The organism is Thiothrix nivea DSM 5205, from assembly GCF_000260135.1.
GTDB classification, from domain to species: domain Bacteria; phylum Pseudomonadota; class Gammaproteobacteria; order Thiotrichales; family Thiotrichaceae; genus Thiothrix; species Thiothrix nivea.
Genome location: NZ_JH651384.1, coordinates 3,824,962 through 3,848,960, shown reverse-complemented (window position 1 = coordinate 3,848,960; position 23,999 = coordinate 3,824,962). Strand labels below are relative to the sequence as shown.

General features: G+C 54.4%; 20 protein-coding genes. 5 read left to right on the top strand and 15 right to left on the bottom strand.

The window, feature by feature from the left end:
* Positions 1–39: 39 nt before the first annotated feature.
* Complete coding sequence (locus tag THINI_RS19180; RefSeq protein WP_040839606.1) at positions 40–2,727, top strand: response regulator; 2,688 nt, start codon at positions 40–42, stop codon at positions 2,725–2,727.
* On the opposite strand, the gene THINI_RS19175 is transcribed toward THINI_RS19180, so the two are convergent.
* Positions 2,714–3,469, bottom strand: coding sequence for a hypothetical protein (locus tag THINI_RS19175; protein ID WP_002710174.1), 756 nt, complete (start codon positions 3,467–3,469; stop codon positions 2,714–2,716). The two genes, THINI_RS19180 and THINI_RS19175, sit on opposite strands and share 14 nt — an antisense overlap.
* A gap of 166 nt (positions 3,470–3,635) precedes the next feature.
* Here THINI_RS19175 and smc point away from each other — a divergent pair, with 166 nt between their 5' ends.
* Together smc and THINI_RS23770 are read left to right on the top strand one after the other, a co-directional pair.
* Complete coding sequence (gene smc / locus THINI_RS19170; RefSeq protein WP_002710173.1) at positions 3,636–7,124, top strand: chromosome segregation protein SMC; 3,489 nt, start codon at positions 3,636–3,638, stop codon at positions 7,122–7,124.
* Between the two features lie 34 nt (positions 7,125–7,158).
* On the top strand, positions 7,159–7,848 hold the full coding sequence (locus THINI_RS23770; protein WP_002710172.1) for a cell division protein ZipA: 690 nt from the start codon (positions 7,159–7,161) through the stop codon (positions 7,846–7,848).
* Positions 7,849–7,900: 52 nt separating this feature from the next.
* Here THINI_RS23770 and THINI_RS19160 read toward each other — a convergent pair whose 3' ends face one another.
* From THINI_RS19160 to THINI_RS19130, 7 genes are all read right to left on the bottom strand, one after another.
* Positions 7,901–8,353, bottom strand: coding sequence for a helix-hairpin-helix domain-containing protein (locus THINI_RS19160; RefSeq protein ID WP_040839604.1), 453 nt, complete (start codon positions 8,351–8,353; stop codon positions 7,901–7,903).
* A gap of 111 nt (positions 8,354–8,464) precedes the next feature.
* Positions 8,465–10,150, bottom strand: coding sequence for a potassium channel family protein (locus THINI_RS19155; RefSeq protein WP_002710170.1), 1,686 nt, complete (start codon positions 10,148–10,150; stop codon positions 8,465–8,467).
* A 15-nt stretch (positions 10,151–10,165) separates the two neighbouring features.
* Positions 10,166–10,549, bottom strand: coding sequence for a DUF6394 family protein (locus THINI_RS19150; protein WP_002710169.1), 384 nt, complete (start codon positions 10,547–10,549; stop codon positions 10,166–10,168).
* Positions 10,550–10,561: 12 nt separating this feature from the next.
* Positions 10,562–12,088, bottom strand: coding sequence for an apolipoprotein N-acyltransferase (gene lnt / locus THINI_RS19145; RefSeq protein WP_245536651.1), 1,527 nt, complete (start codon positions 12,086–12,088; stop codon positions 10,562–10,564).
* Positions 12,089–12,145: 57 nt separating this feature from the next.
* Positions 12,146–12,922: a CorC family transporter gene (locus THINI_RS19140; RefSeq protein WP_245536650.1), complete on the bottom strand. Its 777-nt coding sequence runs from the start codon at positions 12,920–12,922 to the stop codon at positions 12,146–12,148.
* 92 nt (positions 12,923–13,014) lie between these two features.
* Complete coding sequence (gene ybeY / locus THINI_RS19135; protein ID WP_245536649.1) at positions 13,015–13,500, bottom strand: rRNA maturation RNase YbeY; 486 nt, start codon at positions 13,498–13,500, stop codon at positions 13,015–13,017.
* Complete coding sequence (locus THINI_RS19130) at positions 13,460–14,452, bottom strand: PhoH family protein (protein ID WP_002710165.1); 993 nt, start codon at positions 14,450–14,452, stop codon at positions 13,460–13,462. The genes ybeY and THINI_RS19130 overlap by 41 nt, the downstream gene beginning before the upstream one ends.
* Before the next feature lie 200 nt (positions 14,453–14,652).
* Here THINI_RS19130 and THINI_RS19125 point away from each other — a divergent pair, with 200 nt between their 5' ends.
* Both THINI_RS19125 and THINI_RS19120 read left to right on the top strand, forming a co-directional pair.
* Positions 14,653–15,795 carry an FIST signal transduction protein gene (locus THINI_RS19125; protein ID WP_002710164.1) on the top strand — a complete coding sequence of 381 codons (1,143 nt, stop codon included), beginning with the start codon at positions 14,653–14,655 and terminating at the stop codon, positions 15,793–15,795.
* Positions 15,782–17,638 carry a response regulator gene (locus THINI_RS19120; protein WP_002710163.1) on the top strand — a complete coding sequence of 619 codons (1,857 nt, stop codon included), beginning with the start codon at positions 15,782–15,784 and terminating at the stop codon, positions 17,636–17,638. The genes THINI_RS19125 and THINI_RS19120 overlap by 14 nt, the downstream gene beginning before the upstream one ends.
* Positions 17,639–17,657: 19 nt before the next feature.
* On the opposite strand, the gene murB is transcribed toward THINI_RS19120, so the two are convergent.
* From murB to nrfD, 7 genes are all read right to left on the bottom strand, one after another.
* Positions 17,658–18,668, bottom strand: a complete 1,011-nt coding sequence (gene murB, locus THINI_RS19115) for a UDP-N-acetylmuramate dehydrogenase (RefSeq protein WP_002710162.1) — start codon at positions 18,666–18,668, stop codon at positions 17,658–17,660.
* Between the two features lie 70 nt (positions 18,669–18,738).
* Complete coding sequence (ccoP, locus tag THINI_RS19110) at positions 18,739–19,686, bottom strand: cytochrome-c oxidase, cbb3-type subunit III (RefSeq protein WP_002710161.1); 948 nt, start codon at positions 19,684–19,686, stop codon at positions 18,739–18,741.
* Between the two features lie 2 nt (positions 19,687–19,688).
* Positions 19,689–19,916, bottom strand: a complete 228-nt coding sequence (locus THINI_RS19105) for a cbb3-type cytochrome oxidase subunit 3 (protein WP_002710160.1) — start codon at positions 19,914–19,916, stop codon at positions 19,689–19,691.
* Between the two features lie 45 nt (positions 19,917–19,961).
* The gene (ccoO, locus tag THINI_RS19100) at positions 19,962–20,720 is read right to left on the bottom strand and encodes a cytochrome-c oxidase, cbb3-type subunit II (protein WP_002710159.1); all 759 of its coding nucleotides are present in this window, start codon (positions 20,718–20,720) and stop codon (positions 19,962–19,964) included.
* An 18-nt stretch (positions 20,721–20,738) separates the two neighbouring features.
* Positions 20,739–22,184, bottom strand: a complete 1,446-nt coding sequence (gene ccoN, locus THINI_RS19095) for a cytochrome-c oxidase, cbb3-type subunit I (protein WP_002710158.1) — start codon at positions 22,182–22,184, stop codon at positions 20,739–20,741.
* Between the two features lie 155 nt (positions 22,185–22,339).
* Positions 22,340–22,699 carry a diacylglycerol kinase gene (locus THINI_RS19090; RefSeq protein WP_002710157.1) on the bottom strand — a complete coding sequence of 120 codons (360 nt, stop codon included), beginning with the start codon at positions 22,697–22,699 and terminating at the stop codon, positions 22,340–22,342.
* Between the two features lie 76 nt (positions 22,700–22,775).
* Positions 22,776–23,987: an NrfD/PsrC family molybdoenzyme membrane anchor subunit gene (nrfD, locus tag THINI_RS19085; RefSeq protein ID WP_002710156.1), complete on the bottom strand. Its 1,212-nt coding sequence runs from the start codon at positions 23,985–23,987 to the stop codon at positions 22,776–22,778.
* Positions 23,988–23,999: the final 12 nt, after the last annotated feature.

Below are 23,999 nucleotides of genomic sequence, written 5' to 3'. Positions count from 1 at the left end.
ATCGCAATCACTCCCAAATGACCGAGCATGAGAGCAGCTGTGCGCTATTTAACCGCTTTCCTCTTCTTCCTGCTGTTTGCCTTGCAACCAGCCCACGCCTTTGAAATCGTGGATGCACAATCGCATGGGCAACCTGTGAGCCTGAAAGCGGATACCTTGAGCCTGCCCGACACCAACAACGCCATCAGCCCCGAAGCAGCGCTCAACCGCATGAGCCAGCCGGGTTATCAATCCGGCACGCTTGACCCTGATGGCAAGCAAGCATGGTTTTATACTCCCCTGATAAACCGCATAGACAACGCTGCATGGGTGATTAATGTCAGGAATGGGCTTTTAAGGGAGCTGGACTTTTACCTGTATTGCCAGGGGGGTGGGCTGCAACCCTTGTCCACGCCTCCCCTCGGAGTCTCCAGCCCAACATTGGCATCTTCCTATTACTTGCCTATAAATCTTCCCCAAAATACGGAATGTGGTTTTTTGCAACGTGTACGCGCCACAACGCTGATTCCGACAAAGGTGTTTTTGCTGCCAGCATCTTCTGCGGTACAAAATTCCAATCTGGGCACTGTGTTAAATCTGATGATGCTTGGGATTATCGCCGGATTAATTGTCTATAATTTTCTGTTGTTCATCTCCATACGCAATGCGTCCTATCTCTTCTATACCTTGTATGGCAGCCTGCATTTTTCCATGATGGTGAAGCTCAGTTTGTACCGTGAGCTTTTTTCCGGGGTTTCCGCGCTTTTCACTGACCCGAAAATCTCTTTGCATATCCTGAGCGCGATGACCATGATCGCCCTGATCCTGTTCACACTCAGCTTTATGCGACCGGGAATCCAGACCATCCGCCATAACCCTAAGCGGCAGAAGTTGTTCACGGTCATCAAAACACTGATCACCCTGTGTATTGTATCTTTGCTCATGATGGTCGGGTTTCTTGCGTATGTTTTCACATGGCCAGAAGGTATCACCAACACCAAACTGTTTATACATTTCTACATCGTTGCTACTTCCCTGACCCTGATCCCGTTGTTATCGCTGGCCGTCGCTTTGGGCGGCTACCGGCCTGCCTGGGTTTTGTTCCCGGCCTGGACGATTCTGGTGGTTGGTCACATTGTCCCTATCCTCGGCGTACTCCAGTTTATCGACATGCAAGGTTGGGGAAGGCTTGTCACAACTTCGGTAACGGCAATGGAAATGATCATGCTGTCGATGGCGCTGGGGATGCATGTGAAGGAATCCATGCAGGGTAGGGAACGTGCGCAAATGGCGCGTGAAAATGCGGAGCTGATGCTCGGGCAGCGGGAACGTTTCATTTCCACCCTGAGCCACGAAATCCGCACGCCGTTACACGCGATGCTGGGCGCAACCTGTCTGCTGGGGCGCACTGATTTATCCGGCAAGCAGCAGCAGTACTGGCAAACCGCGCATTATGCGGCAGAGTCGATGTATGCGCTGGTGGATAATTTGCTGGATCGTATCCAGTTCAAAAATATCCAGAAGATGGATAAGGATACGGAATTTGACCCGCAGCGCCTGCTGGAAGCCCTCATCCAGCTCTTGCATCACCGTGCCGCTGAAAAAGATCTGGAGCTGCGCCTGCATACCCACAACCTGCCCCCTTGCCTGATCGGCAAGCCGGTCGTGTTACGGCGCATGTTGATCAACCTGATCAGCAACGCCATCAAGAATACCGAGGTGGGTGACATTTCCGTATCGGTTGCATGGAAACCGGAACAAAGCGAATTGCATGTAGTCGTCGAAGACACTGGGCGGGGCATGTCTGAGGAACAACTCGCCCATATCGAAGCCCGTTTCAACACTGGTGTCGAGGCGCTTTACAGCCAGAATGCGAGTTCCGGCCTCGGCCTGCCGATCTGCTTTGAAATGATCCGCGCGGCGGGTGGTGATTTGTCGCTGGAAAGCCGTTTGGGGTACGGTACCAAAGCCCGCTTTACCCTGGGTATGAGGCTGCCAACGGTTTCTGATCCTGCTGAACAGGCGATGCCCGCTGCTTCCAGCCACAAGAACCTCACGATTCTGGTGGTTGATGACGCCGCCAGTAACCGCATGATTGCCAGTGAGCTACTGATGTCGGCTGGGCATAAGGTCAGTCAGGCCGAAGACGGGGAACATGCCTGGGAGTTGCTGCAAGAACAGGCATTTGATGTGGTGTTCAGCGATGTGCGTATGCCGAGGATGGATGGTTTCCAACTGCTGGAAAAAATCCGCCAGCAGGATGCCCTGTCGGAACTCGTTGTTGTATTGACCTCCGCCCACTTTGACAAGGAACAGCGGGAACGTCTGGCGGCAATGGGCACAACTGTTCTGGCCAAACCCTATACGCCGGATGAACTGCTGGCCTGCGTACACGGGGTTGCCCCAGCAAGCGCTGAACAGTCTCAGCCGGTTTTGTCCAAAGTATTTGCTGATCTCCAGCATCGTTTGGGTGAGGAAACGGCAGCCGAGATTATCATGCATTACAGGCAACAGTTAGCCGAAGATATAGGGCGTATTACGCATGGAGCATCCAGACAGGAAGTATCAGACATGCGTATTGCCGCGCACCGTATTGTCAGCTCCAGCCGCGCATTGGGTTTGCATGAGAATGCAGAGGCAGCACGGGAAATTGAGGTTTATGGTGAAAATGATGCTGAGATTGACTGGGAACAATTCAACGAGTTGATCACGCACAACTTGTCACTGATCAGCCTTAAAAACGTTTGATGATGGCGAGGCTTACCCCTTCCTTGCCACCCAGTTCCACGCCGCCGCGCAAATACAGGTCGTTGCCCAGTTCGGTGCGGTATGCGGCAACCCAGCTTGTCTTATGTTTGTTCTCAACATTGGCCTTGACAGCAGCCTCCCCCAGCGGGGTGTTGAGCTTGCCGGTGAAATCCCGTTTGTTTTCCTGATACGTCAGACCCAGGCTGAAAACACCCGCATCGGTGATTACACCAACCGAAGGCGTGATGGAATAAGAATGGCTGGCCGCATTAAGGGTGTTATCCGGTTTGTATAGCGTGTGAACATAGGTCAAAGAAGCCAGATATTGCTCCTTTTTGACTACGGCTCTTGCCCCCACGCTATAAATCATGCCATCGGTATCAATTTTGATGTCGGGCAACTGTATGCGTGGTAATGCGGGAATCTTGGCGATAGTTTCCCCACTGACCTGGCCAATCGAGCCAAACACATTGATGCCGGGGGCAATCCGGCGGCTTAACTGGATGGACGTAGTTTGTGTGTCGCTGCTTGCCTTTATCTGATCCGCCATGTTTGCCAATGAAGCTAACTGGGGCGGGGCGGATTCGAGGCTAAGACTGTTCAGGGTGAGGTCTTGTTGCTGGGTCTTGATGCTAAAGGAAATGCCTGTGGTTTGCTCTGAGTCGATGGCCTCTTTGGCAAAAACGGGCTGGACAGATGCCAGCAGGCAAATCCCAAGCACCACACGGCAAATGGTCAACATAAGCAAGACACCCCATCCTCGCTGAAGGAGGCTGCCACTGTATATTAGCTGACTAATTTGGTCAATTTATGACACTTAGAGGCATCCCGACATCCCGCTAGCATTTCCCCAATACCCTCAAGTAAAATCTCCCCTTCGCAATTACCATTGTAAAAAGAACTGACCTGTGCGCCTAAGCAAAATCCGCATCGCCGGATTCAAGAGTTTCGTCGACCCCGTAACGCTGGATTTCCGCAGCAACCTGACCGGCATCCTCGGCCCGAACGGTTGCGGCAAATCCAACACCATTGACGCAGTACGCTGGGTAATGGGTGAAACCTCCGCCAAGAACCTGCGCGGATCGTCGATGGAAGACGTTATTTTCAACGGCTCCTCCTCACGCAAGCCGGTCGGGCTGGCTTCCGTCGAACTGGTGTTCGACAACTCCGACGGTACGCTCGGCGGCGAATACGCCCAATACGCCGAAATTTCGGTCAAGCGTCAGGTCAGCCGTGACGGCGATTCCCGCTATTTCCTCAACGGCTCCAAATGCCGCCGCCGCGACATTACCGACATATTCCTCGGCACGGGTCTGGGGCCGCGCAGCTACGCCATCATCGAACAAGGCATGATTTCGCGCCTGATCGAAGCCAAACCGGAAGAATTGCGCAACACACTGGAAGAAGCCGCCGGGATTTCCCGCTACAAGGAACGCCGCCGCGAAACCGAAAACCGCATGGCGCACACCCGCGAAAACCTCGAACGCCTCACCGACCTGCGCGAAGAAGTCGAAAAACAACTCGAACGCCTCGACAAACAAGCCAAAGCCGCCCAGCGTTTCCGCGAACTGCGCGAGGAAGAACGTAAACTCGAAGCCAGCGTCCTGTTACTGCAATGGGATCAGCTCAAGCGCGACGGGGAAGAACGCCTGCGCGACCTCAGCCAACGTTCCACCGCCTATCAGGCGCAAATTGCCCAGGTACGCCACCTGGAAGCCATCGTTGAGGCATTGCGCGACCAATACACCGACGCCAACGAAACCTTGAACGTAGTGCAAGGCGAGTACTATCAGGCCGGTTCCGACATTGCCTGCCTTGAGCAAAGCATCCAGCACCAGCGCGACATCCAGCGCCGCCAGCAGGAAGCCTTGCGCAACGCCGAACACAGCATCGAAGAAACCCTGCTCCACGCTGAAGAAGACCGCGAAAAGCTGACCGCAGCCGAAAGCACCCTCGCCGACCTCGAACCGCGCGAAGCAGAACTGGCCGAACAGCTCGGCATGGCAGAAGAACGCCTGTACGACGCCGAAGACCGGCTCAACGACTGGCAGGAACAATGGCACACCAGCCAGCAGCGCGTCGCCGAACCTACCCGTCAGGCGCAAGTCGAAAAAGCCCGCATGGAGCAGATCGAACGCCAGCTAAACCAGACCAGCCAGCGCCTCGAGCGCCTGCAACAGGAAGCCGCCAACCTCTCCACCAGCCGTTTCGTCGAAGACGTGCAGCTACTGGAGGCACAACTGGCCGAAGCAGGTGAAACCCGCGCCGCCGCTGAAGAACAATTTGCCAATGTTTCCAGTTTGCTCAACCAACAGCAACAGGAGCAACGCGATGTACAAGCGCAACTGGATCAGGCACGTTCCCGCCGCCAATCCCTGCAAGGGCGGTTAGCCTCACTGGAAACCCTGCAACAATCAGGTCTGGACAAGGCCAACAAGGCGCGTGGACAGTGGTTGAAAGAGAATGGGCTGGCTAGCAATCCACGGCTGGCCGAACAATTGCGGGTGGAAAGTGGTTGGGAAACTGCTGTGGAGACAGTGTTGGGGGATGATCTGGATGCAGTTTGTCTTGATACGCTGCCCGAATTGACCGATTTTCCCACATCCGGCATAACCCTACTGGAAAACACGGGTAATCAGTCGGGTTTCAACCCAACAAACCTCGCCAGCAAAATCCACCATCCCAGCACAGCCCTGCCCTTACTAACCCACATCCACTGCGCCGAAACCCTGCAAGACGCCCTAGCCCAACGCCACACCCTGACCGCAGGCGAATCCATCATCACCCGATCCGGCCTCTGGCTCGGCCCCAACTGGCTACGCAGCCGCCGCAGCGCCGATGCCCACAGCGGCATGTTGCAACGCCAACAGGAAATCGAACAATTACGCAAACAACTTTCCACGCTGGAATCCACGCTGGCTGAGTTGCAGGAACGCACCGACACCCTGCATGATTCCATCCGCGACCGCGAGCAACAACGCCAGCAAGCGCAAGCCGAAGCCAACCGCCTGCACCGCGCCGAAGCCGAACACCGCAGCCGCCTGCACGCCCTTCAACAGCGCATCGACCAGTTACACAGCCGCCGACAACAGGTAGAAGCCGAACGCGAAGAACTCGACGCCCAACGGATACAGCAGGAAGAAGACCACCTGACCGCCACCGAAAGCCGCAACGCCGCGCTGGCAGAACTCGAAGACGCCCAACAGGAACGCGACCAACTGGCCGCCGCCCGCGAAGAATTGCAACAATCCGTCGCCGAAGCCCGCCGCACCCAACGCGAACTCCAGGACGAAGCCCAGGACATCCGCCTCGACCTCGAAACCAACCGCCAGCAACGCGACAACAGCCAGCGCCAGCTCGAACGTATCAATAGCCGCCTCGAACTCCTCGAACAACAACGCGACACCCTGCTGGAACACATGCACATGCAGGATGACCCCGCCGCCGACCTGCAAACCGGACTCGAAGCAGCGTTGGAACGCCGCGCCGAAGTCGAGTCCCGGTTAACCGAAGCCCGCCAGACAGTACACGCACAGGAAGCCGACATCCGCAGCCACGAAAACGAGCGCGTGCAAGCCGAACGCCTCGCCGAGCAAACCCGCACCGAACAGGAAACCCGCAAACTCGAATGGCAAACCGTACAGATACGCGAACAAACCCTCGCCGAGCAGTTCGCCAAAACCGAATTTGATGCCGAAACCCTGCACGCCGAACTGGCTGAAAGCGACAGCCTGCATCATTTGCAACAACAACTCGCATCCGTCCAGCGCAGCATCCAGCGCCTCGGTGCCATCAACCTTGCCGCCATAGACGAATTCCGCGAACAAAGCGAACGCAAGCAATACCTCGACCAGCAAAATGACGACCTGGTTTCTGCGCTGGAAACGCTGGAAAACGCCATCCGCAAGATCGACCGCGAAACCCGCGCCCGCTTCAAGGACACCTTCGACAAAGTCAACAGCCGTCTGCGCGACATGTTCCCACGCCTGTTCGGTGGCGGCGAATGCTATCTGGAAATGACCGGGGACGACCTGCTGACGACTGGCGTAGCGATTATGGCCCGCCCACCTGGTAAGCGTATTTCCAACATTTATCTGATGTCGGGTGGAGAAAAAGCGCTGACGGCGGTAGCCTTGGTATTCGCCATTTTTGAGCTGAACCCTGCACCGTTCTGTATGCTGGACGAAGTGGATGCCCCACTCGACGAAGCCAACGTTGGGCGCTTTTGTGAACTGGTAAGACACATGTCAGAACAGGTACAATTCGTTTTTATTACCCACAACAAGACCACCATGGAACTCGCCAACAATTTAATCGGCGTTACCATGCGTGAAGCGGGCGTTTCGCGGCTGGTGTCTGTGGATGTAGCAGAAGCTGTCAAGCTGGCAAATGGATGAAAATGACAACGAGTAAGGATTAAAGGATTTTTGAATGGAACTGGTTAGCCTGATTATCATGGTACTGGGGCTGGCGGCCCTGATAGGGATTTACGTCATCAGCCGGGTTTCGCGCCGTAACCTGCCGCAGAAACGGGATGAAAGCGTCCCTATGCTGCGTGATGTTGGCGGCAACGAAATGTCCAGCGTGCTGGAAGATATAGCTGCTCGGGACGGTAAACGCCCTTCCCCTAAGGCGCGTGATCTCTCCGATGTGATGATGTCTGGCATGTCCAGTAAACCGGCCGCAATAGAACCCACCCAACCGGCTGGTGAAACCATTGCCCTGCCACCGCAGCTGGTGTTGTTCATAGCTGCTGACATTGACGCCGGCTTCGCTGGCGAGCAAGTCCTGAAAGCCCTGGATAACGCTGGCCTGAGTTTTGGTGAGATGGATATTTACCACCGCATGGTGCTGACTGATACTGGCGAAACCAGCCTGTTCAGCGTCGCCAATGGCGTCAAACCCTGGACGCTGGCACCAGAAGAAATGGTTGCACAGTCTACACCCGGCCTTTCCATGATCCTGAACCTGCCCAGCCCGATTGACAATGGGGAAGCCATCCACGATTTCTTGCGCACAGCGGAACGCCTGGCTGCTGACCTAAATGGCATACTGAAAGACCAAGGCCAGCAACCCGTTACAGCGGACACGCGCGCCGGGTTACTGGCCTTGGCTGCGTAGTAAGGAAACTCCTTGGTTTGAAAAAGGGCGCAAACCAGCGCCCTTTTTATTATCAACCCTTGTCCTTTTTGGCTTTCTTGGCAGCTTTCTTAGCTTCTTTTTCCAGCTTCTTTGCCTTCTTGACTGCTTTTTTAGCCACCTTCTTGGCTTTTTTGACCTGTTTTTTTTTCTGCTTGGGCGAAAGTTCGCTATCCGCCCCTACGGCTACTGTTTCCTCCACCACTTCGGCACCAAGAGCTTCCTGGTCGGCAACGGCTTCTACATCATCCTCAATCATATCCACGACCTGAGCTTCCTGGCCGTCGTCAGCTTCCTCCGGCTGAGCCAACAGGCTCTGGGCGCTGGCGATAATCAGCGGGGCCGTATTCTCACCAATACCGGAAAGCGCTGCCAGCTCCTCTACCGGCATCGCTGCCAGTTGCTCAATGGTGGTAATACCGTGTTCTGCCAGACGTTTGACCGTGGCCGGGCCTACATACTTTACGGAAGCAATGTCTTGTTCCATCTTGGAATCTCCTGTTTTTCCCATTACATGATTGTTTTGATGTAACAAAATCGTAACATTGGAATGCCCGGAAAATGATGAAAAATTAGATTAATATTTAATCATTTGTAACTATTTTGTAATCAAAACCTTCCATAAGCCGCCACCGGAGGTTTCCTGCCCAGTCAACAGGTAATGCAGGACATTTTCATTCTGGGTTGCCCACTCCATTTCATGGCTGGTGGGGTAGTCGGCGCACATCAGCAGGCGGTCGCTGACTTCCAGCACCGTATCCCCTTCCGGTAACACCAAGCTTTCGCCATCGCGTTTGAGCAGCAGGGGGATGGCAGGCAGCTTGCGTAAACGGTCACGCGGGTCGCGCAGCAGATCCTCCAGCGTCACGATCCGGCTCAGGCAGTTACGGTACAAAGCAGGCGTGCGCCCCTTGCTGATCTTGATTTCCCACAGATACGGCACTTCATCACTGGTAATGCCGAGGATACGGCTGACCAGTTGGTTGGCCCATGCATTGTCACGCTGGTGGATAGCGTCAAGGAAATCGCTGATCAAGGGGGTACGCAACAAGGCGAAAATCTTGTGGGCGATTACGTCACCGCGCTTCATAATCAGGTCGAAACCAGCCTTTTCGTAAATAATGGCGTTATCGCGCTGGTTTTGCCGCGCCACCATGAAAAGCTTGTGCTGAAGCTCCCGCGCAGTCATCAGGATGGAAAGGTTGTTGGCGTCATTGTTGGTTCCCGCCACGATGCCGACTGCCTTTTTCAGCCCGGCATCCAGCAGGGTAGCGGCTTCCGCACCAGAGCCATGCACAGTCCCCGCAGGCGCCCGGGCGCTTTCCGGGTCGGCTTCAATGATGCCGCACTGGATATTGGCTGCCGTTAGCCGCCGATGCAACGCCTTGCCAAAGCGCCCGTAGCCGCAGATGACCCAGTAACCACACACGGGGAACAGGGGTTCCTGCAAAGGTTCGTGCGGTATGCCCGTCATCCAGGTGTAGAGGGTGTAAATGCCGGGGGAATGTAGCGCCAGCGCCAACCGGCCAGCAAAGGTCTCAAACGGGTTGATGACTTCATTTTTGCCGAAGGAGCGGATGTTCGCTTCCGCTTCCGACGAATCCGCCCGCGCCAACACCCGCAAACCAGGGTTGAGCAGGTGCGCACTCAAGGCCACCATCAGGTTGGTCTGATCGGAATCCGTCAAGGCAATGACACCGACACAGTAGTTGTTGGTGATGCCTGCCACTTGCAACACAGCGGGGATGGACGCATCCCCCACCAACCCCAGCGGACGGCGGATATGGTCACTCAATTCCAGCTCATTGATGCGGGTTTCTTCCTTGTCAATCACAACCGACTTGATACCCTCATCTGCCAACGCCTGCACCAGGATCGAGCCGGTATCGCCATAACCGCATACCAGATAAAACGGCGTGCGCAACCTGCATACCGCACGCTGGAATACATACTCGCTACGCAGCTTGCGGAACGCCGGATCCTGCATGATGGCCAACAACGCGCCGATGCTGTACAGCCAGCCGATAACGGTCAGGTAAATGACCACCATCGTCCACATGCGCTGCGCATCGGTGAAAGCATAGGGAATTTCGCCAAAACCAATGGTGGATGCGGTATAGCTGACGAAATAGAAGGCGTGGAAAAACGACATGGGCCAAGGCTTGCCATCTGCATCCTGCCCCGGAATCAGCACAAAGCCGAGGATCGACACCGCATAAATGACCAAAAGGCTGATGATGGGGGTACGCAGCCGCCGCAACAGGATGTAGAAAATGTCAGGCATCAGCCACCCCCGCGGCTAACGGCGCACCGTCATAGTTTCCGCCACCAGCAATACGACCGACACGATATTTGCCAGCAATGCCCCACCCGATAGGGAAACGATCGCCACCATGGATTCGCCATCCATTCCCGCAGGCTGCACATGCTCGACGTAGCCCCAGATGATGGCCGCCACGATCAGTTGCAAATCCGCCACCAGGCTGGTGGCCAGGAAGATTGCCCCCAAGTGGGTGCGGTCACCGAATTTCAGCACGGTTGCAATCATGCTGATAACAATGGCCGCAAACAGTTCGTAAACGTTATGGTGCGCGGGATTGTCAATGTCACCGATGAAAAAGCCAAAGTTGAGCGTCAACGCCAACACGATGAAAAAACCGAAAATCACCTTCTCTGAATTCATGCAACCTTTCCCTTACCGGAGCTTGCCGCGCACCAAAACAAGCGGTATCCCAAGCATAGCCAACATCAAGGGAATAATCAGCCAGTTACCCATTTTTATAAACGGCGTCACGCCTTGCATGGGTACGGCATAGCCGGAAATGACGGTCGCCACATACGGGGGAGCCGTTTTCATCACCTTACCCTTTTCATTGATGATGGTGCTGACGCCGTTGTTGGTGGCGCGCAGCAGGAAACGCCCGGTTTCCAACGCCCGCATCCGCGCAATCTCGGCGTGCTGGGCAGGCTCAATGGAACCGGTGAACCAGCCATCGTTGCTGACATTCACCAGCATGGTGGCTTCCGGCAAACCCCGGATGATTTCTTCGCCGTAAACATCTTCGTAGCATACCGACATACGCATGGGTTGCCCGGCCAACACCAGGTTGTCGCCGCCCTCCCAGGCCGTCACGTTGTCATACGGCAGTCGGATGATGCTTTCCAGAAAGCGCAGGTATTTCAGCAGCGGGATGTATTCGCTGAAGGGTACCAGATGCTTTTTGGCGTAGACGTTCTCGCCGGTGGCGATGGACTGTTCCACATCCCGCTCGCCGCCAACCGCCATCACGGCATTATAGACAGCCTCAGTATCGCGGTTGAGGTGGAAACCGCCTACCAGCAAATCGGCCTTGGCCTCGCGCGCCCAGTCCTGCAAGGGCAGCATCACGTCCAGCGCTTGCGGGTAGTAATCCGCCAGCGCGGTCTCCGGCCAGATCACCAGATGAGAGCGCTCCACATCCGGGTAACGATCGGGATCCATCAGATCCAGATATGCCTGGATATTGTCGTTGCGGAATGCCGGTTCCCACTTGGTCAGCTGGTCGACATTGCCTTGCAACATACTGACGTACAGCGGCTCCCCGGCAGGTTGCGTCCAGCGGATTTGCCCCAGGGCGAAGCCACCCACGACCGCTACTACCACCAGGCTAACCGCGATAATCCTGTCCCGCATACTGCCCAATACCAGCAACACCAGCGCGCCCGCGCCCAGCGCCACCAGCCAACTGACCCCCAACACGCCGGTGACAGGTGCATAATTTGCCAGCCAGGTGTCAATCTGGGTGATACCCAGTTGCAGCCAGGGAAAACCGGTCAGGAACCAGCCCCGGAACCACTCCGTCAACACCCAGATAGCCGGGTACGCTGCCAACAGCCGCACCGCTACCGGCAAATGACTGCAATAGGATGCTAGCCAGCCGAACACCAGCAGGAACAGCGCTATCAGCACCACAAACAGCAACACCATGAAGGCAGCAATGAACGCATTTGCCCCACCGAAGAAGTGGATGCTGACATAAATCCAGTGCGCCCCAGCGGCAAACAGGCCAACGCCAAATACCCAGGACAAGCGCAACCGTTGCCCTAGCGAAATGTTTTTCAGGTTCAACCAGAACAGCAATGCAGGGGCAAGGAAGGCAAACGGCAACCACGCCAGTGGCGCAAACGCCAGTGCCGTGGAAGCACCCGCCAGCAAGGCCAGCAGGTAATCGAATTTCGACAAGGAATTTCGGAAAGACAGCATTTTGTTAGTCACCCAGCACAAAGCAATGTGCCGGGATTATAGCGCAGGCGTTTCTTCCGGAATATGACAATCCGTTTGCGGCAAGACTTCCAGCAACAGGATGCGGCGCGAATCGCTGCGCAGGACACGGAACAACCAGCCTTCCAGCACCACTTCCTCACCCTGGCGGGGAATTTTCCCCAGTTCGTGGATGACGATCCCCGCGATGGTATCGAACTCATCGGTATCGAAGGCAGTGCCCAGCACCGCATTGAACTCATCAATCGGCGTCATGGCTTCCACCACGAAACGCCCGTCCTCTTGCGGCACGACATTGCTGGACGTGTCTTCCTCGTCATCGTGTTCGTCATCAATGTCGCCGACGATCTGTTCCAGCACATCCTCGAACGTGACCAGCCCGGAGACACCGGAATATTCATCAATGACGATCGCCATGTGGTTGCGGGTATTGCGGAACTCGGTCAGCAAGCGGTTGAGGCGTTGGCTTTCCGGCACGATCAGGGCTGGGCGGATAATGTCGTCGATATCGAATTCCTGTTCGCGCCCGTTATATTTGAGCAAATCCTTGGCCAGCAGGACGCCAACCAGGTCATCGCGGTCTTCGTCGACCACCGGGTAGCGGGAATGCTCGGTTTCCGCAATGCGCTCAAGGATTTGGATAAAATTGTCTTCGTGGTAAATAAAGTTGATCTGTGAACGTGGAACCATGATGTCGCGCACCTGTAGCGCGCCAAATTCCAGTACCCCCTGCAACATCCCCACCGTGTCGCCCGGCAGGAGATTTTTTTCATTAACCCTTTGCAAGTCGTCCATCAAATCTTCCCGGCTTTGGGAAGTGAGGTCGAATTTTTCTATTAGCCATTGTTTCCATCGCGGTCGAGGTCGCGACTCACCTGTGTCAGTTTTCATTTTTCCTCTGTGGATAGTTGGTAAGGGTCGGGAAAGCCGAGTTTGCCGAGGATGCTGGTTTCCAGCGCTTCCATTTCTTCAGCTTCGGCGTCCGTTATATGGTCATAACCTTGTAAATGCAACAAGCCATGTATCAGTAAATGCGCCCAGTGTTGCTGGATGGTTTTGCCCTGCTCACGGGCTTCACGTTCCATGACTGGCTGGCAAATGGCCAAGTCACCGAGATAGTCGGTTTCATCGTCTTCCAGCGGGATGGGGGGCGGGTCGTAGGGAAACGACAGCACGTTGGTGGGGTAATCCTTGCCCCGGTAAGCGCGGTTTAGCGCCTGGCTTTCCGCTTCCGCCACGATACGCACCACCACGCCCGCTTCGCCGTCACCCAGCCACGCGGCCTGCGCCCAATGCGACAGGTCGGTTTCGGCGGGAATAGCCGTATAGTCTTCAGGATTCTGGATGTCGAGCAACAGCGTCATGGCTGTCATACGCCTCCACAATTTTTTGCACCAGTTTGTGCCGTACCACGTCACGCCCGGTAAAGTAATTGAAACTGATGCCTTTTACCCCGTCGAGGATTTCCACCGCTTGTCTGAGGCCGGATTTCTGGTTGCGCGGCAGGTCAATCTGGGTGATGTCGCCGGTAATCACGGCGGAGGAACCAAACCCCAGGCGGGTGAGGAACATTTTCATCTGCTCGGTGGTGGTGTTCTGCGCTTCATCCAGCAGGATAAAAGCGTCGTTCAGGGTACGCCCGCGCATGTAAGCCAGCGGTGCCACTTCGATGACATTGCGTTCGATCAGCTTGTTGACCTTTTCGATGCCGAGCATTTCGTAGAGGGCGTCATACATGGGGCGTAGATAAGGGTCGATTTTCTGCGACAAGTCACCGGGCAGAAAACCGAGGCGTTCACCCGCCTCCACTGCCGGGCGCACCAGCACCAGGCGACGCACTTCGTCGCGCTCCAGCGCTTCCACCGCGCACGCCACCGCCAGCCAGGTCTTGCCCGTACCCGCTGGGCCTACACCAAACGTAACATCATGGGCACGGATATTCTGGATGTAGTGGCTTTGCGCCAAACCTTTGGGCTTGATGAAACCACGCCGGGTACGGATGCGCACGTCATCGCTGGTGTTGGCCGCCACCTTGTCGAGGTTGGCTTCCTGTAAAAACAGATGGATACTTTCGGGGTTCAGCACCGACTCAGCCGTTTCGCGGTATAAACCCTGCAACAGGTTGATGGTGAGCTGGCTGGCCTCGGGGGAGCCGGTTATCTGGAACAAATTGCCACGGTTACTGATGTCAACGCCAAGACGATTTTCCAGTTGGCGCAGGTGCTGGTCAAACTGGCCGACAAGGTTCATCAGGCGGGCGCTATCGGCAGGTTCAAGTTCAGTCTGGGCGGTGTGCCTGTCACTCTCCGCGCCAGTGGTTGTCATGGTGGTCAAGAAGCTGGGAAATCCGATGGTCTGTCAAAACAAAAATTATAGTAACAGCATTAACCGGGTTCAACTATCCCGACAAAAGGTAACCCGAAAAGTGGACATTACGACAGACTTCTGTGGTATCATTTTTAACCACGCATGAATAAGAAAAAACTATAAGTAAAAATACCTTTTGCCCAGGGGAGTAAACAATCGTGCAAGTGGTTTTAACTTTTTACACGCCGTCAACGGGTTGGCATAAACCTTTGCCCGCCCTAGATTCCCATAATACGTTAGTGCTGGTCTTTGGTGAAGCAGATGCATCTGGCTACCCGGTTTTATTGGATGAATTACAAACTAAATACCCGCTTTCCATCATTGCAGGCTGCTCAACCGTTGCCGGTATTTACAACGACCATTTAATGGAAAACGCGCTGACGATCGGCATCATCAAATTCGATTCCAGCCGGATTGCGCTTTCTGTTGCCGAAGTACATGGCTCAACGGACTCACGGCGGGCAGGTATCCAGCTGGCAGAATCCCTCACTGCCCCCACGCTAAAAGGCGTCCTGATTCTGGCCGATGGGCTGAACACCAATGGCAGTGACCTGGCTAACGGCCTGATGTCGGTATTGGATGCTAACGTGATGGTCACGGGTGGATTGGCCAGCGACAAAATGGACTTCAAATCCACCTGGGTGCTTTATAACGGCGTTCCCTGCTCTCATCTGGTCTGTGGCATCGGTTTTTATGGCGAGAACCTTTTTTTCGCTACCCAGACCGAAGATGGCTGGCGTCCATTTGGCCCGGAACGGCGCATCACGCGCTCGGCAGGCAATATCCTTTACGAAATTGACCACCACCCTGCCCTTGACCTATACAAGGAATACTTGGGCGAACATGCCACTGGCTTACCTGCTACAGCACTGCATTTCCCACTCGCTATCTGGGATGAAGACAAACGCTTTTACGTGGTACGCACGATTCTGGGCATAGACGAAGCCACCAACAGCATCAGGTTCGCTGGGGATATTCCCAACAGTAACCAAACCCAGCTCATGTACGGCAGTTTTGATAACCTGGTGGACGGAGCGGAATCTGCGGCGCATGCTCTGGTTAAAAAAATTCCACATCCTGATGCCCCCGTCTTAAGCTTTGCCATCAGTTGTGCAGGACGCAAGCTTGTCATGAAAGAAGATACCTTCCTCGAACTGGAAGCCTCGCTGGATATATTGCCTGCCGGTAGCCAACAAATCGGTTTTTACTCTTTTGGCGAACTGGCTCCCCCTTTTGGCGGCACTGGTTGTAGCCTGCATAATGAAACCATGACATTGACAGTATTGTATGAAGGAAGTTAACCCATTACACCGCCGCCTGCAAAAGCAGCTCAAACGTACAGGCATGATCCAGAGTGCGCTACCTGACGACCTGATCAAATGGCAGGATTTTTTACATCTGGTTGACCGCTCCTACACCGGCACCAGTGAAGCCCAGTACCTGCTGGAACGCTCACTGGAAGTTTCTTCGCAGGAAATGCGCAAACTCTACGATGACCTGAAGGCCGAAACCGAGCAACGCATCGAAGCCCTGCACCGTTCCGAACAAAAAACCCGTTTCATGGCCAACATGAGCCATGAACTACGTACCCCCATCCATGGCATCCTTGGCTCACTGGAAATCGTCAAGGGCACGGATATGGATGAGCGGCAGAAACTGTTTGTCGACACCGCCTATGCTTCCTGCGAAGTCATGCTCGACATCATCAACAACATCCTGGATTTTTCCAAACTCAATGCAGGCGGTATTGAGCTGGAAATCATCGAATTTTCCCCCCGTGAACTGCTGGAAAACATCTGTAACATCATGTCCACCATGGCACAGGAGAAAAAGCTCGAAGTCCAATGCTATATCCCCGCAGAAATTCCCGCCCGGGTAAAAGGCGACCCCGCCCGCCTGAGGCAGATGTTGATGAACCTGATCGGCAATGCCATCAAATTTACGGAGCAGGGGGAAGTTTATACCAGCCTGGAACTGCGCGAAGTCAGTGATACCAATGCCCTCCTGCGCTTTGAGGTGCGCGACACCGGCATCGGTATCCCACCTGCCATGCAGAAGAGCGTATTCGAATCTTTTGTGCAAGTTGACGCCTCCATCAACCGCCGCTACGGTGGCACGGGTCTCGGCCTGACCATCGTAAAAGAATTTGCGGAACTGATGGAAGGAAGCATCGGCCTGGAGAGCACCCCCGGTGTAGGCAGCACTTTCTGGTTTGAAATCAATTGCCAAATTGTTGAAAACAGCCACGACGAGCAACAGGCAAAACACCTTGAAAACCGCCGCGTACTGGTGGTTGACGATAACGAAACCAACCGACGGATTCTGGAAAACTACCTGAATGCCTGGCAAGCCGAAGCCACCATTGTCAGCAACGGCCACGACGCACTGCACAAACTGGATGAATCACTGGACAACGGCAAGCCATTCGACATTATGTTACTGGATTGGTTCATGCCGCAAATGGACGGCATCACCCTCGCCCGCACTATCCGCAGCGACCCACAGCATGACGCCACACCCATTGTCATGCTCACCTCTTACGGCCTTTCCCAGGAAAAGCAGCAACAGGCCGGGATACAGGCTGCCGTTACCAAACCCGTCCGTTCCGTTACCCTGCGCGATGTCTTGACCGACACCCTGCGGCGTCACCACAAGCTGACCGCCAAACCAGCGGCACTGGCACTTCCCCCTTTTCCGGAACTGGCAACCAAGCCAACCACAAAGACCCCAAGCCCGGCAACACATCCCGGGGCTATCCTGCTGGCGGAAGACAACCCGGTCAATGCCCTGATCGCCATCACCATGCTGGAAAAACTCAACCTGCCAGTCGATCATGTCAGCACCGGCAAGCAAGCACTCAAGGCCATCCGCACCCGCCCTTACCGGCTGGTGCTGATGGACATCAACATGCCGGAAATGGATGGCTACACCGCCACCCGCTACATCCGCAAATGGGAACGTGAAGGCATTATTCCCCAGCATACGCCTGTCATTGCCATGACCGCCAATGCGCTCCAGGGCGACCGCGAACGCTGCATCAAGATGGGCATGGATAATTACCTGCCCAAGCCCGTCAAGCAAGATGAACTATTGAAGCTAGTCAGGCATTGGCTAGAGCAACCTGACATTACCCCGGCATCCTGAAGTGCCTGCCACCCAAAGCTTACAGGATAACCCGTGGCTCCGGTTCCAACGTAATCCCGAACGAGTCCTGGACTGATGCAATAATGCTCTGGGCGAAATCCCATATTTGCTCACCACTAGCACTCCCATGATTAACCAACACCAGTGCATGTTTGTCGTAAGTCCCTGCGTCACCTTCCCGTTTGCCTTTCCAGCCGCACTGATCAATTAGCCAGCCTGCCGATGTCTTAATCTTATTTCCTTGCGGCCAACCTGAAATCGTCGGGAATTGCACCTTTAGGCTTTCCCACTGAGCCAGCGGGATAAGCGGGTTTTTGAAAAAACTGCCTGCGTTGCCAAGCCGTGCGGGGTCAGGCAGCTTGCTTTGGCGGATACTGATAATTGCGTCGCTGATGACCCGTGCATTTAATACCTTGCCGACCAGTCGTTCCTTCACACCCGCGTAATCCGTTTTCCATTCAGGCTTGCGTGGCAGACGGAACACCACACTAACAATCAGCCAACGGCCTGGCTCCACCGACTTGAAATAACTGTCACGGTAGCCAAAGCGGCATGCTTCCAGACTGAACTCGCGGATTTCGCCGCTGCGCCAGTCCAGTGCCTGCAATTCGTAGAAACAGTCTTTCAACTCTACCCCATAAGCGCCGATGTTCTGCATAGGGGCTGCGCCTACCGTGCCGGGGATCAGCGAGAGGTTTTCCAGCCCGGCCAGGTTCTGGTCGACCGTCCAGCGCACAAACTCATGCCAGTTTTCGCCCGCAGCAGCTCGCACGTAGAAATAATCGTCATCCTGCCCCAGTATTTCCCGATCCTGCAAGCGTACATGTACCAGCAACCCCGGAAAATCCTTCACAAACAGCATGTTGCTGCCACCACCCAAAAACATGACGGGCAGCTCGGGATATGTGTCTGCCCATTGCATAATGCTGCGCAAGCCTCCCAGTTTGTGCAGGGAACAGAAATAGCGGGCGTGCGCACTCAGGCCAAAGGTGTTGAGGGCTTTAATATTGTGGTTTTCGCGGATTTGCATGTCTGGTTTTCCTTACGCAAAAAGGCCGGAACAAGTCCGGCCTTTTTTAGCATATCTGACAGGGAAATACTTATTGGGCAGCAGCGCCACCTGACATCTGTTGCAGGTAGGCAACCAATACCTTGATTTCGGTGTCGGACAGGTTACGGCCTTGCGCACCAAACACTGGCATCTGACGGTGGACGCCATTGTGGATAACCGCTTTCACTGCCGCCAGCTTGGCTTCAGGCGTTTCCGCCGCTGGCAGGTTGGCAATAGTCCAGACCTTGTCGGTCAGGTTGGCCGCACCTTGCGCGTGCATGCCTGTCCCTTCCTTGGTGTGGCACATGTAGCAACCGCCAGTCTCACCCTGGAAGATTTTCTGGCCTTCCGCAGCCGCAGCCGCATCAGCAGGCTCGCCAGACAGGCTCAATACATAGTTGGCAACCTGGTTCAACTGCTCTTCATTGAAGGTGTTTTTGAAGGCAGGCATGTAACCCAGACGGCCACCACGGATGGTCGTTTCCATGGTTGCCGGATCCCCACCCCAGAGCCAGTCGTCATCCACCAGATTAGGATACTGGCCGACAACGCCCTGCCCACCGGACTGATGGCAAGCCGCACAGTTGTCACCGAACATGCCCACGCCATAGGAACGGACGAAAGCGGACATGTCAGGGTCTTGCGCAATCTGATCGTAGGAAGCCGCGCCAACCTTGGCCAAGTATTCCTGCTGCTTGGCCGCCTCAGTACTGTTTTGCATGTCGTGAGCCAGCAGCGCACGCATGTTCCAGTGGGTGGATTTCTCTTCGCCTGCATCCGTCTTGTAGGTAATGCTATTACCAATACCTTTCAGGTAGCTTTTGCCAATGGGCCAAGACGGATACATGATCCAGTAAACAATCGCGAAGATAATGGTGCCGTAGAATGTCCACAACCACCAGCGTGGCAGCGGGTTGTTGAATTCTTGCAGCGTATCATCCCATACGTGGCCGGTAGTTTCCGCACCGGTCAGCGGGTCTTTTACAGGAGTTGCCATAACTATTTCTCACCTTTAGCCTGGGCGGCGGCTTCTGCTTGTTTCACTTTGCGGTCGGCGTCATCTTCATCCATCAGCGGCATGTAGCGGTAGGATTCCAGCCGCTCACTGCGTTTGCGGCTGGAATAGACGTAAATGACAATACCAACAAAAGTGGTGAAAAAGATTAACAGCGCAACAGTCTTGCTGTTACCCAGATCCATGATCCATGTCCAGAAATCTGTCAGCATCCGATCTTCCTCACCCTCTCAGCAGAAGCCACATCCAGTAGCAAATTAACGGAACTGGATGAAGTGGTCTTCATCAAACTTCTTGAAATCAACCATAGTGCCCAGCACTTGCAGGTAGGCAACCAGTGCATCCATTTCAGATACACCGCCAGCATTACCGTCATAGTTACCTTTCTGCGCCTGCGCCAGCAGGTTGTTTTCAGCTGTATTGATGTCCAGTGTCTTGGCAACATCTTCACCAAAGCGCTTGACATTGGCTTCATATTCAACCGTTGTCAGGGAGTAAGGGACACCCACACGCTTCAGGGCAATCATGCGATCCTGAATATCCGCATATTGCAGTTCTGTCTGCGTCAGCCACGGGTAGTTGGGCATGATGGACTCAGGCACAACAGAACGTGGCGCTTTCAGGTGCTGCACATGCCATTCGTTGGAGTATTTGCCACCAACACGTGCCAAATCCGGCCCAGTCCGCTTGGAACCCCACTGGAATGGGTGGTCGAACTTGGATTCAGCCGCCAGCGAATAGTGACCATAACGTAGGTCTTCATCACGGAATGGGCGGATCATCTGCGAGTGACAAGTATAGCAACCTTCACGGATGTAAATGTCACGGCCACGCTGCTCCAGTGGCGTGTATGGGCGCACCATTTCCACGCCGGTCACCGGATCCTTCACTTCTTCAACGGTTTCGTTGATGTAGTGCAACGGCACGATTTCAACCAGACCGCCGATACTGATCGCTACCAGCGTCAGCACAATCAGCATCGCGGAATTGGTTTCGATACTTTCGTGTTTAAACATAGCTTCAACCCTCCCTGGTTACGCCTGAGCCGCAGCAGCAGCCGGAGCAGTTTCTTCCTGCTTGGCATGTGCAATGGTCATGTAAATGTTGTAAGCCATGATGAACATGCCGGACAGGAAGAACGCACCACCAACAGCACGTGCAACCAGCGGGCCGTGCATGAAGGCAACGGTTTCAACGAAGGTGTAAGCCAAGTTGCCGTACTCATCGAATGCACGCAGCATCAGACCTTGGCCGATACCGGACACCCACAGTGCCGTAATGTACAGGATCACACCGATGGTCGCCAGGAAGAAGTGGGTATAAACCAGCTTCATGCTGTGCAGGGTAGTGTTCCACAGGCGAGGGATCATGTGATAGAAGGAAGCGATGGAAATCATGGCAACCCAACCCAGTGCACCGGAGTGAACGTGACCCACTGTCCAGTCAGTGTAGTGGGACAGTGCGTTAACGCTCTTCAGGGACATCATCGGGCCTTCAAAGGTAGACATGCCGTAGAAGGACAATGCAGTGATCATGAACATCATGATCGGGTCAGTACGCAGTTTGTCCCACGCGCCGGACAGGGTCATGATGCCGTTGATCATGCCACCCCAGGATGGCATCAGCAGCAGGATGGAGAAAGTCGCCGCCAGCGTGGAAGTCCAGTCAGGAATCGCAGTCCAATGCAGGTGGTGAGTACCTACCCACATGTACATGAAGCTCAGCGCCCAGAAGTGGATGATGGACAGACGATAAGAATAAACCGGGCGACCAGCTTGTTTCGGAACGAAGTAGTACATCATCCCCAGGAACGCAGCAGTCAGGAAGAAACCAACCGCGTTGTGGCCGTACCACCACTGGGTCATCGCATCCTGCGCACCGGAGAACAAGCTGTAGGAAGTCGCGGAAGTCAGGCTGACCGGCACTGCCAAGTTGTTGAAGATGTGCAGCAGCGCAGTCGCCAGAATGAATGACATGTAAAACCAGTTGGCAACATAGATGTGTGGCTGGTTACGCTTGATCAGGGTTACAGTAAAGATCAGGAAGTAAACAACCCATACAACAGTAATAGCGATGTCAACGAACCAGACCGGTTCTGCATACTCACGGCCCTGGGTATAACCTGCCAGATACAGCAGGCCAGCAGTCAGGACAGACAGGTTCCAACCCCAGAAGGTGAAAGTCGGCCAGAAAGTACCACCCGCCAGACGCGCCTGACAGGTGCGCTGCACCACATAATAAGAAGTTGCAAACAACGCATTACCACCGAAGCCGAAGATAACACCACTGGTATGCAGCGGACGCAAACGTCCAAACGTGATCTGGGCAATATCAAAGTTCAGGAACGGCCAAGCCAGTTCCGACGCGATATACACCCCGGCAGTCATGCCGAGGATACCCCAGAAGATTGAAGCTATCGCGAATTTCTTCACGATATCATAGTTGTATTGCTCCGAAGAGAGTGCAGCACTATGAGCCATCGTATGCCCTCTGGTTAACAAGATTAAAAGACAAAATTTAAGTTCTGAACCGGCGCAAGCATACAGGAAAAAACCAGATAAGAAAACGTTAATATTGGAAACGAAACCGCTTCAGAATGCGGTTTTTTGGGTAGTCAGCACTGCCTTGACCTATATCAAGAAAGCATGAAAAACCAAACGACCCCTACCATCAGGATGGCAAAGAATACCGCTGCCGACCCCATATCCTTGGCGCGCCCCGACAGTTTGTGCGGTTCCATGCCTGTACGGTCAACCACCGCCTCCACTGCCGAATTCAGCAATTCCACAATCAGCAATAACAACACGCTACCGATCATCAGGGTTTTTTCTACCGCATTTTCACCCAGCCACAAAGCTAACGGGACGGCAACGACCAACACCCAGACTTCCTGCCGGAAAGCTTCCTCATGCTTGTAGGCGGCGCGGAAACCCTGCCAAGAGTATTGCCCTGCCTTGATGATGCGTTTAAGGCCAGTATTGCCACTGTACGCCATGTACTTCCCTTTGTTGTCCGTTTCAGATAAAAAAACCGGCACAAGGCCGGTTTTTAAATTTAATGGGTTTTATCCATCACTTGCCGCCGTGTGGGTCAGCCACCTTGTCAGACAGCGACTGTGGCAGGAAGCGCAGCACCTTGACCCCGATAGTCACCATAACTAACGCGAGAGCCACACCGCCAGCACCCAGCATAATTTCCCAGATACTGGGTGAATAGCTATTGATTGCACCATCAAAGTAATCGCTGGATACCTCCGCCCCTGGGAACAGGGTCAGCGGATATGCCTGACCACCAATCAGGATGACGTACAGCTGCGCAAGTCCACCGATGATAGCAAAAACAGCGGCCAGCAACAGAGCTACATGGTTGTTTTTCAGCTTGCGGCAGAAAATCAGTGACAAGGGCAGGATGCTGCCCAGCAGAATCTGCACAACCCAGAACAATTGGGTGTAAATCCCACCGTCCCGTAGGATGAAAGCCTCAACGCCAACACGTTGCGCGATATACAGGTTGGTCAGATGACGCGCCAACTCCAGCAGCAACACTGCACCGATGAACACTGCCAGCAGGTAGCGCAAACGGTTCAGCACCACATCACCCAGCTCACGGCCAGTCCATTTGTACGCGAAATACAGCACCAGGATGAACACTGCCAGACCAAACACAAATGACATGGCGATAAACAGCGGAGCCAGAATCGCAGAGTTATAGAACTCACGCGCCACCAAGAAACCAAAGATGGAACCCGTACCAGTGGTGAGGATCAGACGCCACGTAAACGCAGCCACACCCGCGGGCTTGTAGAAGTCTTTGGCATGGCGATCCATCATCGTCCAGATGTAAATCGCAGATAGTGCAATGAAACCGTTATACAGGATGATGTTCCATGCAAAGATCGACTTGAAATTGTACGTGGTCATGGCGACGATCAAACGGTCAGGATGCCCAAGATCAAGCACCAACACGATCAAGCCACCCACCAGCAGTGAAATCGCCAGCAACGCGGACAAACGCCCCATCGGCTGATAGAGTTTCTTGCCAAATACCGTCCCGATAGAACCTACGTTCAACGCCCCGGAAGCCGCTACGATCAGGAAAATCGCGAATACATGCGGTATTCCCCAGACAACCTGATTGTTCATGCCAGTCACATAGTGGCCATGATGCTCGGCATGAAAGAATGCGATTGCGCCCAGCAGGAGGAATACGCCCAAAACCGCCAGCAAGGCGAAAAAGCCTTTGCCCTGTTTGGTCTCGCTAAATGTAATTGCTTGACTAGCCATTGGTTTGCAGTC

Bases quoted from the DNA above. Each gene is read 5' to 3' on its own strand.
- ccoO (WP_002710159.1), bottom strand. From the start codon at position 20,720: ATGTTTAAACACGAAAGTATCGAAACCAATTCCGCGATGCTGATTGTG.
- THINI_RS19155 (WP_002710170.1), bottom strand. From the start codon at position 10,150: ATGCCTGACATTTTCTACATCCTGTTGCGGCGGCTGCGTACCCCCATC.
- nrfD (WP_002710156.1), bottom strand. From the start codon at position 23,987: ATGGCTAGTCAAGCAATTACATTTAGCGAGACCAAACAGGGCAAAGGC.
- THINI_RS19150 (WP_002710169.1), bottom strand. From the start codon at position 10,549: ATGAATTCAGAGAAGGTGATTTTCGGTTTTTTCATCGTGTTGGCGTTG.
- murB (WP_002710162.1), bottom strand. From the start codon at position 18,668: ATGCAAATCCGCGAAAACCACAATATTAAAGCCCTCAACACCTTTGGC.
- THINI_RS19175 (WP_002710174.1), bottom strand. From the start codon at position 3,469: ATGTTGACCATTTGCCGTGTGGTGCTTGGGATTTGCCTGCTGGCATCT.
- THINI_RS19120 (WP_002710163.1), top strand. From the start codon at position 15,782: ATGAAGGAAGTTAACCCATTACACCGCCGCCTGCAAAAGCAGCTCAAA.
- ccoP (WP_002710161.1), bottom strand. From the start codon at position 19,686: ATGGCAACTCCTGTAAAAGACCCGCTGACCGGTGCGGAAACTACCGGC.
- THINI_RS19090 (WP_002710157.1), bottom strand. From the start codon at position 22,699: ATGGCGTACAGTGGCAATACTGGCCTTAAACGCATCATCAAGGCAGGG.
- THINI_RS19105 (WP_002710160.1), bottom strand. From the start codon at position 19,916: ATGCTGACAGATTTCTGGACATGGATCATGGATCTGGGTAACAGCAAG.
- ybeY (WP_245536649.1), bottom strand. From the start codon at position 13,500: ATGACAGCCATGACGCTGTTGCTCGACATCCAGAATCCTGAAGACTAT.
- THINI_RS19140 (WP_245536650.1), bottom strand. From the start codon at position 12,922: ATGGACGACTTGCAAAGGGTTAATGAAAAAAATCTCCTGCCGGGCGAC.
- THINI_RS19160 (WP_040839604.1), bottom strand. From the start codon at position 8,353: ATGGAACAAGACATTGCTTCCGTAAAGTATGTAGGCCCGGCCACGGTC.
- ccoN (WP_002710158.1), bottom strand. From the start codon at position 22,184: ATGGCTCATAGTGCTGCACTCTCTTCGGAGCAATACAACTATGATATC.
- THINI_RS23770 (WP_002710172.1), top strand. From the start codon at position 7,159: ATGGAACTGGTTAGCCTGATTATCATGGTACTGGGGCTGGCGGCCCTG.
- THINI_RS19130 (WP_002710165.1), bottom strand. From the start codon at position 14,452: ATGACAACCACTGGCGCGGAGAGTGACAGGCACACCGCCCAGACTGAA.